Consider the following 11,078-nt stretch of genomic DNA (forward strand, 5'->3'; position numbering starts at 1 on the left):
AACCTAGCTTTTTCTCGTGGTCTCGTTGTTGTTTAAAATAGAACGGCCCACCCGACCCCGCGCACTTCGCCGCCATCAACACGGCGATGCTCCGCCGCGCCGAGGAGCGCGCGGCCGCCCACGCCCGGTGGAACATCGGGGAGCCGTATGAGGGGCGGGAGACGCACACGGTGCGGGTGCGCTTCGGCCGGACACCGGGTCTCTCCCGCAGCCGACTGCTGACCCCTGGGGCGCGGCCCGGTGCCGGGGCGGTCGGGCGCTTCCGCCGTCGCCTCGGTCAGGTGCTGGCTGGCAGCGCAGCCGCCGGTATCATCGTGGCCGCGGCCGGGCCGGACCTGGCGGGTCTCGCCGCGGGCATCGTCGCCACCGCGGGCGGTGGCGCCTGGCTCGTCCGCGATCTGCACGAGGTGGTCCGCCAGCTCGGGCCGTCCGACGCCCTGGAGGACATCGCCGCAGCCGTCGCCGAGGGGCTGCGGGACACCGGCGGCATCGCCCCGGAGCTGGGCGCCGAGTCCGTGCGCGTCGTGGCCCAAGCCGACGGCTACTACCGCTGCTATCTCGCCGGTGCCTCCGAGGCGGACAGCCGCCGCTTCACCGAAGCCCTGGACGAAGTACTCGCCCCGCTGGCCTCTCCGCGCTACATCATTCCGCGCTACATCGCCGACCCGCCGGGCTCCATGCTCGATACCGCGCTCCTGGCGCTGCGCCTCCGGCGGACCGGCCGCCGCGGCCGCGCGGTGGTGTACCACGCCGTCCCCTCCTACCTGGCAGCCAATCGACAGCGCGCCGACCGCTTCGCCCGCGCCTGGAACCGCTACGTGAGCACTGGCGAGCCGATCTACTGGAAGGACCCGCAGGCGAGCGCCATCATCGCCACCCAGCGCGGCGCCGACCCCTTCGACGTCACCACCCAAATGCGCGTCCTCTGGCGGTGAGGGCGGGCACGGCGGCAGCGCGGGCGTCGCACTGCCCATCCGCACGAACCGCGGTCCTTCGACGATAGGAGGGTCTGCCAACGCCCGGGGCTGAAGCCGCCGGGCTGACAAGGAAAAGCCCGCTAAAGCGGGCTGGGGGAAGAGGGTCCACTTCCGGGTGACACGGTGTTTACCGCCCGGTGCGTGCCCGGGGCTAAAGCCGCCGGGCTGAGAACGCGAAGCCCACTGAAGGGGCTAGAAACGCTATGCCCAGCGGGGTGCCGGATCGGATACGCCTGCATGTCGCCATCACAGCCCCTTCAGTGGGCTTACCCATTAGTCAGCCCGGCGGCTTTAGCCCCGGGCACGGGCCACGCCGCGGGATCCTTCCACCACCCGCACGGGCACGCGCCCAGACCCGTCGCGCGGAACCGCGCGGGAGGGACAGGTGTTCGCGAGGCACCCGCGCTCGGCACCGCATCACCCTATCACGAACGGCGCGCGGCGCCGCAGGAGGGCGCGCACGATGCTCATGGCGACGATGCGCCCGGTCTTCGGGTTCGCCGTCGTGGGGACGTTCTCGATCTCGAACCGCAGGCTGCCGAATGCTCCCTCGACCACCACCTCGTGCCGGTTTCGCGTGATCGCCGGGTCGGCCACGACGACCACCTCGGTGCGATCCAACCCGACACCGGCAAGACTGACGGCCGCCGCGACGTTGATGCTCTCGGGGAACGCCAACACCCCCTCGCGGGCGGTGCCGCGGAACAGCTCGCGCGGCTCCGTGAGCGTCGCGCCCTCCGCGCCGAGGAGCGTCGTCGCGGGCTTGCGGGTCGTGTGGGTTACTCGCGTCAGTCCCCCGACCGCCGCCGCGCTGATCGCATCCAGCCCGCCGATGGCGCCCGACGCGACGGTGATCTGCGCGCCACCCGCGCGGGCGGCCGCGATCAACGCGTCGTACACCTCGGGGCGGGCCAGGGCTCCGACGCTGACGGCGATCAGATCCCGCCCACTCCGAAGCACCGCGGGGCCGTGCTGGGCGAGCGCCTCGTGTCCGGCGACTTCAACCACCACCTCCGGCTCCAGGGCAAGCAGGGCCTCGACCGTCCCGACCACCGGCGGCGTGCCCGCCGGCCGCGGACGGGACGGATCGCGCACGAGCACGCCGACGATGTCCACGGCGGCCTCCGGCATCGCCGCCAACTGCGCCAGCACGCCTTGCCCGATCGCTCCCAGGCCGATCATCCCCACCCGCATCGGCGTCGTTGTCATCGATCCCCTCCCGCCTTCCGTGGTCCCGTAGTCCCGCATCGACCCTCCGCTCCCGGCCGCACCGGCTCGCCCGCTAGACCCATCGGCGGACGCGGGCCTGGTAGGCGCGGTAGGACTCGCCAAAGCGGGAGAGGAGGTAACGCTCTTCCCGCTCGATCACCCCACGCCGGATCACCGCCAGCACGGCGGGGAGCATCAGGACCGGCCAGAGGGCGTTCCGCAGTAGAGCGATGCCGAGGTAGATCGCGGTCAGCGAGAGGTAGAGCGGGTTGCGCGTGTACTGAAACGGGCCGTCGACCACCAGCGCGGTCGCCGGGTGGCGCGGGTTGGGACCGGTCCCGGCTCGCACCATAGTTCGCACGGCCCAGGCACTCATGCCGGCCCCGGCCGCGATGAGCGCGCCGCCCGCCGCGCGGCGCGGGCCGCGTGTCCGGGCAGGCAGCAGCGCGGCCGGACGCATCCGGTCGAGGAGGAAGCCCAGGCCGAGCCCCGCTGCGTAGATCAGGGGCGGCGGAGCGATCACGCCCGCGACCTCATGTGCCGTGTAGTCGTCCATGTCGGCCTCCTCGTGCCGTGAGCGCCGCCCGCGGACGGCGCCTCCGGTGTCCGCTGTGGGGTCCGTGATACCGCGCAAGCCGCCGAGCGGCAAGGGGGCAGTGCATCACCGCACGGCACACACCAGCACGAACGCGACCCCGGAGTCCTCGATATCGCTGCGGGATGAACCGGGTGCAGGCGACAGCCCGATCCTGGTCGGGGAGAATGGGGGAACAGGCTCGCTTGACCGAAGCGCACCGGCACCGAGAAGATGAAGGCCTGCCACCGCGCCAGCGCAACGGGCCGGTGGCGATTGCACCAGGAGAGGAGGGGAGCCGTGCGACTGGCCACCAAGACGGCTCTGGTGCCGGAGCGAGCCGAGATCACAGGAGGCAGCGACGCATGAGTGCGGTGGATGTCGTCGAGCTGCTGGCGCAGCTCGTCGCGATTGAGAGCGTCAATCCGGCCTACCCCGGCCCGGCCAGCGGCGAGGGCGCGATCGCCGAGTTCGTGGCCGACTTCTGCCGCACCGCCGGCGCGGAAGTGCACACCCGGGACATCCTGCCGGGCCGTCCGAATGTGGTTGCGACGCTCCGCTCCGGCCGCCCCGGCCCGGCGCTGGTCTTCGAGGCGCACATGGACACGGTCGGGATCCTGGACATGGGTGAGGCGGCGCTGCGCCCGCGCATTGAGGGCGACCGCCTCTACGGCCGCGGCGCCTGCGACGTCAAGGGCGGCTTGGCGGCGATGCTGGCCGCGCTCGCGGAACTCGCGCCCCGGCGGGACGAGCTGCCGCAGGACCTCGTGCTGGCTGCCGTCATGGACGAGGAGGCCACCTTCCAGGGCGTCCGCGGATTCCTCGACGAGGGACTCCCGATCGCAGCCGCCGTCGTGGCCGAGCCGACCGAGCTGCGCGTCGTCGTCGCCCACAAGGGGTGCGTCCGCTGGCGTATCCGCACGGGCGGCCGCGCCGCTCACAGCGCGCGGCCGGACGAGGGGCTGAATGCGATCGACCAGATGGCGGAAGTGGTCCACGCCCTGCGCAGCGAGCTGCAACCCCGCCTGGCAATGCGTAGCCACCCGCTGCTCGGCCGGCCGACGCTCAGCGTCGGGACCATTGCGGGCGGCACGGGCGTCAACGTGGTTCCGGCCGAATGCGTGATCGAGGTAGACCGCCGGCTGATCCCCGAGGAAACCGGAGCGAGCGCCCTGGCGGAGGTCGATGCGGTGCTGGCCGACCTCCGGCGCGCAGAGCCGTGGATCACCGTCGAGCGCGAGGAGCCCTGGATCGTCGACGGATGCCTCGACACCCCGCCGGACGCGCCCATTGCCCAGGCGGCGCTCGAAGCCTGCCGGCAGGCGGGCTACCCCGGGGAGCCGACCGGCGTGCCCTACGGCACCGACGCGAGCAAGTTCGCTGCGCGGGGCATCCCGAGCATCGTGCTCGGCCCCGGGAGCATCGCCCATGCCCACTCGGCGCACGAGTTCATTCCGCTCCCCGAGCTGCGCCACGCCGTGGAGATCTATACGCGGATCGCCCTCAGCCCGCTGGGGGCGTGAGCCCGGGGCCGCGCGGTCCCGGTCAGTGTCGCTGGGGCGAGCCGTCGGGTGGGCATCGCCCCACGCTCCCGGCACGTGGCGACGTCAGCCGCCCGATCCCACGGGGAAGACCTAGACCGTCTCATTCGCGGCGGGTGACTGGACGTGCTCGATGTAGCGCTCGGCCGAGCGGCGTACCGCCGCCTTGGCATCGGCCAGCACGTGGCGCCCGAAGGCGCCGTAGAGCCGCACGAAGGGGTAGGGATCGACCGCAGCGACGATCCGCCGCACCGTCTCCGGGTCAAGCGGGATCTGGTTCGGGTAGCTGTACATGAAGGTCACCCACCGGTTGTCCGGCACCACCTGGATCGTGTCGCCGCTGAAGAGCAGTCCCTGACCCTCGGCACCGTCCGCCCAGTGGAGCACGCTCGCCCCGGGGAAGTGCCCGCCGCAGCGGATGACAGTCACCCCGGGCACCAGTTCCAGCGTGTCCTCGGTAAAGAAGCGCACCGCCGGATCCGGCCGCATCACCCAGCGCCGATTCGTCTCGTGGAGGTAAATCGGCACACCGCCGAGCATCCGCGACCACTCGACCATCGTCGCGTAGTAGTGCGCGTGGGAGATGGCGATAGCCTCCACTCCGCCGCGGCGCTGGATCTCGGCCACCGTCGTCTCGTCGACGTAGGTCAGCGTCTCCCAGAGGACGTTGCCGCCGGGGGTCTCGATCAGGAAGGCCTGCTGGCCGATGGCGAACTTCGGCTCGGTGATGATCCCGGTGACGCCGGGCTCGATCGGGTCGAAGCGGTTGTGGTAGTGCCCCCGCATGGCGGCCAGCGTGGTCCACTGCTGGCCATGGGGGCCGATGTACTGCCGGTCGTCCTCGCAGATGGGGCAGGCGGCCGGCGGCTGGGCGCTCGCCGGGTACTGCGTGCCACAGGTGACGCAGATGTACTCCTGGGAACCGGGGGCATCGGTGGTCGTCATGGTGGTCCCTCCGGGTGGGTGGTGGGTAGTGCGTACTGCGTCATGCGTCATCCGTCCCCCTCACCCCCGGCCCCTCTCGGACGGAGCCCACCAGGGGAGAGGGGAGAGTACGGAATACGCAACACGCCGTACGCTACGGATTCACCTCGTAGAACGTGTCGATCACCTCGCGGGTCACGGGTGCGGAGACGATCGCGCCTTCGCCGCCGTATTCGATCATGGTGACGGCGGCCAGCCGGGCACCGTCGACCGGGCTGAAGGCCGCGAACCAGGCGTGGGTAGGCCGCCCTTCCTGGCCGTGCTCGGCGGTACCGGTCTTTGCCGCCACCGGGTGCGTCTCGCCCTGGAAGGCCCGGTAGGCCGTGCCGCTGGGCGTCGTGACCACATCGACCAGCGCGGCGCGGATCCCGGCGATCTGCTCCTGGGAGATGGGCAGCTTACCCATCTCCTTCGGCTGATGGGTGTAGATCTTGGTGCCGTCGAGCGCCACGACCTCCTGCACCAGGTAGGGCTGCCAGAGCGTACCGCCGTTGGCCAGCGCGGCGTAGGCGTTGGCTACCTGGAGCGGCGTGGCCGTGAAGTAGCCCTGGCCGATGGCGAAGTTCACCGCGTCGCCGCGCGCCCAGCCGTCGTGGATGTTCTCCAGCTTCCACGCCGGGTCGGGCACGGTCCCGGCGACCTCCGGCAACTCCTCCAGCCCGGTCGGGTTGCCGAAGCCGAAGGCCCGCGCCGTCTCCGCCAGGAGGTTGGGATCCTTCTCATCGAGTTGGACCCCGACCTGATAGAAGAACGTGTTGCACGAACGCACCAGCGCGCGGTGGAGCGTCATCGGGCCCTGGTCGACCCCGGTCCAGTCGCGCCAGACATTGGACGAGCCCGGCAGGGAGAACGCCGCTGGACAGGTGAGCGTGCTCTCCATGTTCATGCCCAGGTGGATCATCCCTGCCGCGGCGGTGACCACCTTGAAGGTCGAGCCGCTCGGGTAGGCAAAGGTGGTTGCCCGGTTCTGTAGCGGCCGCGCCTCCTCGTCGTTGAACCGAGCCCAATCTTCGTCGGAGAGACCCAGGATGAACTTGTTCGGGTCGAAGCTCGGATTGCTGACCATCGCCAGGATGGCGCCATTGTTCGGGTCGATGACGACGACGCTCCCGGTGTTGTCTCCCAGCGCACGCTTGGCGGCGAGCTGCACATCGAGGTCGATCGTCGTGACGATGTCGGCGGCAGGCTCGCTCTGCACTTCAGCGAGCAGCCGCCGCTCGCTGCCGTCCGGCGCGACGATAACGAGCCGCCCGCCGCGCTTGCCGGCCAGGTACTGCTCACCCCAGGCCTCGATCCCGGCGCGGCCGATGACGTCCCCGGCCGAGTAGCCCCGGGCGCTCAACTCCGGCAGCTCGTCGGCGGTGATCTCCGTCAGGTAGCCGACGACGTGCGCGGCCGCATCGCCCGCGGGGTAGACGCGCTCGGGCCATTTCTGCACCACGACGCCCGGGATGCCGGCCAACTGCTCCAGCAGGCCCGGGTCCATCGGGTCGGGATAGCTCTTGATCGGCATGAACCAGTCGGGCTGACCGTGCTCGTACCGGCTCTTGATCTCGTCTTCCGGCATGCCGAGCGCCTGGCTCAACGTCTGGAGCATCGCGGCTTCGTCCTGGATCTGCCCCGGGACCACGCCGACCTTGTTGATCTGGCCCAGGTGCGCCAGCGGCCGACCCTTGCGATCGAGGATGCGGCCGCGCTGCGGGATGTCCGGCTGCCACCGCACGAAGCCGTCACCGAGGTCGGCAAAGATGACCGACGGGGTCCAGTCGACCCGGAAGCCGTCCTCCTCCTCGACGATGGGGATGACGTTGTCTTCCTCCAGCGTCCCGACCTTGGCCGACTCCCGCTTGACGTGCATGGGCTGTTCGAGCGCATTGCGGTCGGCGTCCCGGAGCGTCGCCTCGATCGCCGTCTGGCCGATCTCCTGGGCGATCCCCTCGTAGCGGGCGATGAAGTCCTCCTTGCTGATGGTGTGCTTGGCGGGGGCCGAGAGCAACTCGTACATCCCGGCATAGTCACCCGCGTTCCAGAGGCGGGTGAAGGCCGCGGCGACATCGCGCGGGGTTCGCAGCGCCGCGACACTCCCGGGGCTGGGTGAGGCGACGGGCGAGGCGTCCGTGAGCGCGGTATTGCCCAGCAGGCGCCCATCCAGGCGGTCGGCCAGCAGGAACAGGCCGAGCACGACGACGACCAGCCCCAGGACACTCATCACCAGCTTCGGCACGACGCTCCCGCGACGGGGTGGCCGGCGGGAGTAGGGAGACCGATATCCGGGCACAGACTGGACCTTCCCTGCTCAAGCGGTGTGACATGCGCTGCGCGCCGGGTGATCGATGCGGCGGCCGGCTCCGTCCCCGGGAGGTTCGGCCGGATCGGCGCGCCAGCGGTGCCCGGAACTCTGCCACCAGCGGTGACTCAGCGTCAAGGTTAAGGCGAGAAAAAGGTGCGTACGTTCTTGGGATTGGGTGGGGGCCGGCTGTGCTGCTGGTTTCGTTCGCCGGGCGGTACGTGCCCGGGGTAGGTGGCGTGAAGGATCCCACGCCGTGGCCCGTGCCCGGGGCTCAAGCCACCGGGCTGACAAGGAAAAGCCGGCTGAAGCCGGCTGGGACGGAGCATGGCTCACCGCCCGGCGTTGTGCCTCACCGCGTGGCATGTGCCTGGGGCTTAAGCCGCCGGGCTGATATTTTGGTAAGCCCACTGAAGGGGCTGTGATGGCGACATCCCGGCGTACGCGGTTCGGCCTCCCAGCGGGGACCGCGTCCCCAGCCCCTTCCGTGGGCTTCGCCGTGTCAGCCCGGTGGCTTGAGCCCCAGGCACGGGCCGAGCGGCGGAACCGGCGCATCGGGGTCTGCTCCGTACCGCGATCCCAGCCGGCTTCAGCCGGCTTTGATTGTGAGCCCGGCGGCTTGAGCCCCGGACACATACCGACCGCGTACACCCTTATCATTCGTCAAAGTCCATGAGCCCCGGGCACGTGCCGACCGGCGGACACCGTTTCATGCGAATCGGAACCCTCATGAGCCCCAGCCGGCTAGAGCCGGCTTCGCGGTGTCAGCCCAGAGGTAACCCCCTGGACACACACCGGCATGCATGCCGGCGTTCGACTGATGCGCTAACGGATCGTCCTGCTGCCAACGCCCCGGTAGACCGGGCTGACGCTGGCCCCGGTGTGGATGCGCTGGATCGTCTCACCCAGCAGCGGGGCGACCGAGAGCACCGTGATCTTGTCGATCCGCTTCTCCGGGGGGATCGGGATAGTGTTGCTCACCACCACTTCCCGGATCGGGCTGAGCGCCAGCCGCTCGATGGCCGGGCCGCTCAGAACCGGATGGGTGCAGGCGGCGTAGACTTCGACCGCACCGTTCTCGATGCAGACCTGGGCGGCCTGAGTGATCGAGCCGGCCGTGTCGATCTCGTCGTCCACCAGCACCGCCTGGCACCCTTCGACCGAGCCGATCAGGTTCAGCACCTCGGTCTTGTCGACGTTCCCGACCCGGCGCTTCTCGATGATGGCGAGACTCGCGTCCAACTCTTCGGCGAAGTTGCGTGCCCGCTTGGTGTTCCCCAGGTCCGGCGAGACGACGACCGGCCGTTCCAGCCGCTTATCCTGGAAGTAGCGGGCGATGATCGGCATGGCGGTCATCTCGTCGACGGGGATGTTGAAGAAGCCCTGGATCTGCCCGGCGTGCAGGTCGACGGTCAGGACGCGATCGGCCCCGGCGACGGTGATCAGGTCGGCGATGAGGCGCGCCGTGATCGGCACACGCGGCTGATCCTTCTTGTCGGTGCGGCCGTAGCCGAAGTAGGGGATGACCGCGGTAATGCGTCCAGCCGAGGCCCGCTTGAGCGTGTCGATGATGATCAGCAGCTCCATGATGCTGTCGTTGACCGGGCTGCTGAAGGACTGGACGACGAAGACGTCGTTCTCACGCACGCTCTCGCCGATGCGGACGAAGATGTTCTCGTTGCTGAACCGGAACACCTCGATCCGGCCGGGCGGGATATCGATGTAATTGCAGATCTCCCGGGTGAGATCCGGGTTGGAGTTGCCGCCGAAGATGGTCAACTGATCATAGCGGCCGGTCATGGTTCTCGGTTATCCCTTCCGCGGCCAGCCGCGCCAGCGCGCTCTGTGCCGCCTCCTGCTGGGCAGCGCGCTTGCTGCTCCCGGTCCCCACGCCGAGGCATTCACCGCCGACGACCACCTCGACGGTGAAAACCCGGTCGTGCGCGGGGCCAGACACCGCCACCGTGCGATACATCGGAGTCACCCGCATGTGCTCCTGCACGAGCTCCTGCAGCCGTCCCTTGTAGTTGGTCTCCTGCCCCTCGGTGATGATCTGCTCCGCGTCCTCGATCAGGAGCTGGCGCAGGAAGCGCCGGGTGGCGCGGATACCGCGGTCCAGGTAAATCGCGGCGATCACCGCCTCGAACGCCCCGGCCAGGATCCGGTCGCGGATCTCCCCGTCGGAGGTCATCTCCCCGCGGCCGAGGTAGAGCAACTCGTCCAACCCGAAGCGTCGTGCCCAGCGCGCCAGCGTCTCGGTGCGGACCAGCGCGGTGCGGTAGGCCGTGAGCATCCCCTCCGGAAGCCGCGGGAAGCGCCGGTAGAGGAACTCCGCAGTGATCATGCCGAGAACCGAGTCGCCCAGGAACTCCAGGCGCTCGTTGGAATCCCGCACCGCTTCGATTTGGGAGATGCCGAGTTCGTTGAGGTAGGAGCGATGGGTCAACGCCAGCCGCAGCAGATCCAGATCGCGGAACTCGATGCCCAGCCGCTGTGCTGCGCGTTCCGGGCGGTCGTCCGACTTCGGATCGCGCTGGCTCTCCATCCGTTGTGCCGCCGTCATACTCACGCCCCCGCCCGGTTGATGACGGCATCCAGATCCACATTCGCCCGGCGGGCGACGGCGGCCACCTGATCCCAATCGATCGAGATGGTGTAGATGTAGTGCATTGGCTCCGTCTCGCGGGTGGACGAGGTCGCCATGCCCGGACCGACGAGGAAGTGGACCAGCGCATCGGCGATCAGGTTGTCCTGCGGGTCGCGGTCGTCGAGCGAGATGGCATCGCCGCCGGCACGTCGCGCGGCCTCGGCGCGACGCAACCCCTCGCGAAAGGGCGCCGCGAGCGCTTCCGCACGCTGCTCCTCTTCACGCAGCGCACGCCGCTGGCCCGCGACGATATCATCGGCCGCCGAGGCGTCGAGCTCGACGTCTTTGATCTCCTCGCGCGCCGTGTAGTGATGCACGATGTACTTGAGTAGTCGGTCGATATCGCCCGGCACGCCGGCTCCTCCGCGGCACCCCGCTGCCGCCTGATGTCATTATAGGAAACCCGCCCCACCGCGCCAACGCGACTGATGCGCCGAGGGTTACAGATCACCCGGGTGCGGGCTCATGCTCACAGCAAGGACAACACGGCGTCCTCTTGCCGCACGCCCGCGCCACCCCTGCCGCACGCGGTTTGCCACGGAAATGGGTCGTGCGTCATGCGTCATACGTCATGCGTCACCGGTGGTGCGGAATGCATGCTGTGGGGGCTCGAAGGGCAGTCGGTACCCGTGGCAGAAGCGGGCTGGCGTTTCATCGTGCGGCGGTACCGGGTTGCAATCATGGCCCGTGCTTACCGAGGATGGGTGATGTAAGGATCCCCGCGCTCGGCCCGTGCCCGGGGCTCAAGCCGCCGGGCTGCATAGTGGGTAAGCCCACTGAAGGGGCTATGATGGCTACATCGAGGCGTATCCGATTCGGCCACCTACCGGGACCAGCGTCCCTAGCCCCTTCAGTGGGC

9 protein-coding genes are annotated in these 11,078 nt (G+C 69.6%); 2 read left to right on the top strand and 7 right to left on the bottom strand.

Annotated features, from left to right (window positions below; genetic code table 11):
- Positions 1-86 precede the first annotated feature (86 nt).
- Positions 87-935, top strand: a complete 849-nt coding sequence (locus IRZ30_RS12160; protein WP_294085474.1) for a hypothetical protein — start codon at positions 87-89, stop codon at positions 933-935.
- A gap of 459 nt (positions 936-1,394) precedes the next feature.
- On the opposite strand, the gene IRZ30_RS12165 is transcribed toward IRZ30_RS12160, so the two are convergent.
- Positions 1,395-2,186, bottom strand: coding sequence for an aspartate dehydrogenase (locus IRZ30_RS12165; RefSeq protein ID WP_294085476.1), 792 nt, complete (start codon positions 2,184-2,186; stop codon positions 1,395-1,397).
- A gap of 73 nt (positions 2,187-2,259) precedes the next feature.
- Positions 2,260-2,742 carry an isoprenylcysteine carboxylmethyltransferase family protein gene (locus IRZ30_RS12170; RefSeq protein ID WP_294085478.1) on the bottom strand — a complete coding sequence of 161 codons (483 nt, stop codon included), beginning with the start codon at positions 2,740-2,742 and terminating at the stop codon, positions 2,260-2,262.
- Positions 2,743-3,125: 383 nt separating this feature from the next.
- Here IRZ30_RS12170 and IRZ30_RS12175 point away from each other — a divergent pair, with 383 nt between their 5' ends.
- Positions 3,126-4,283: a M20 family metallopeptidase gene (locus IRZ30_RS12175; RefSeq protein WP_294085480.1), complete on the top strand. Its 1,158-nt coding sequence runs from the start codon at positions 3,126-3,128 to the stop codon at positions 4,281-4,283.
- 111 nt (positions 4,284-4,394) lie between these two features.
- Here the strand turns inward: IRZ30_RS12175 and IRZ30_RS12180 are convergent, their stop codons facing one another.
- From IRZ30_RS12180 to IRZ30_RS12200, 5 genes are all read right to left on the bottom strand, one after another.
- Positions 4,395-5,246 carry an MBL fold metallo-hydrolase gene (locus tag IRZ30_RS12180; protein WP_294085481.1) on the bottom strand — a complete coding sequence of 284 codons (852 nt, stop codon included), beginning with the start codon at positions 5,244-5,246 and terminating at the stop codon, positions 4,395-4,397.
- Between the two features lie 133 nt (positions 5,247-5,379).
- The gene (mrdA, locus tag IRZ30_RS12185) at positions 5,380-7,509 is read right to left on the bottom strand and encodes a penicillin-binding protein 2 (RefSeq protein ID WP_294085482.1); all 2,130 of its coding nucleotides are present in this window, start codon (positions 7,507-7,509) and stop codon (positions 5,380-5,382) included.
- Between the two features lie 888 nt (positions 7,510-8,397).
- Positions 8,398-9,372, bottom strand: a complete 975-nt coding sequence (locus IRZ30_RS12190) for a ribose-phosphate pyrophosphokinase (protein ID WP_294085483.1) — start codon at positions 9,370-9,372, stop codon at positions 8,398-8,400.
- Positions 9,356-10,135 carry a ribonuclease III gene (gene rnc / locus IRZ30_RS12195; protein ID WP_294085484.1) on the bottom strand — a complete coding sequence of 260 codons (780 nt, stop codon included), beginning with the start codon at positions 10,133-10,135 and terminating at the stop codon, positions 9,356-9,358. Before rnc ends, IRZ30_RS12190 begins: the two co-directional genes overlap by 17 nt.
- A gap of 2 nt (positions 10,136-10,137) precedes the next feature.
- Positions 10,138-10,572, bottom strand: coding sequence for a hypothetical protein (locus IRZ30_RS12200; protein ID WP_294085485.1), 435 nt, complete (start codon positions 10,570-10,572; stop codon positions 10,138-10,140).
- Positions 10,573-11,078: the final 506 nt, after the last annotated feature.

The sequence above is a fragment of the Sphaerobacter sp. genome (assembly GCF_019683595.1).
Lineage (GTDB): Bacteria > Chloroflexota > Chloroflexia > Thermomicrobiales > Thermomicrobiaceae > Sphaerobacter.

Bases quoted from the DNA above. Each gene is read 5' to 3' on its own strand.
- IRZ30_RS12160 (WP_294085474.1), top strand. From the start codon at position 87: ATGCTCCGCCGCGCCGAGGAGCGCGCGGCCGCCCACGCCCGGTGGAAC.
- IRZ30_RS12190 (WP_294085483.1), bottom strand. From the start codon at position 9,372: ATGACCGGCCGCTATGATCAGTTGACCATCTTCGGCGGCAACTCCAAC.
- rnc (WP_294085484.1), bottom strand. From the start codon at position 10,135: ATGACGGCGGCACAACGGATGGAGAGCCAGCGCGATCCGAAGTCGGAC.
- IRZ30_RS12175 (WP_294085480.1), top strand. From the start codon at position 3,126: ATGAGTGCGGTGGATGTCGTCGAGCTGCTGGCGCAGCTCGTCGCGATT.
- IRZ30_RS12165 (WP_294085476.1), bottom strand. From the start codon at position 2,186: ATGACAACGACGCCGATGCGGGTGGGGATGATCGGCCTGGGAGCGATC.
- IRZ30_RS12170 (WP_294085478.1), bottom strand. From the start codon at position 2,742: ATGGACGACTACACGGCACATGAGGTCGCGGGCGTGATCGCTCCGCCG.
- IRZ30_RS12180 (WP_294085481.1), bottom strand. From the start codon at position 5,246: ATGACGACCACCGATGCCCCCGGTTCCCAGGAGTACATCTGCGTCACC.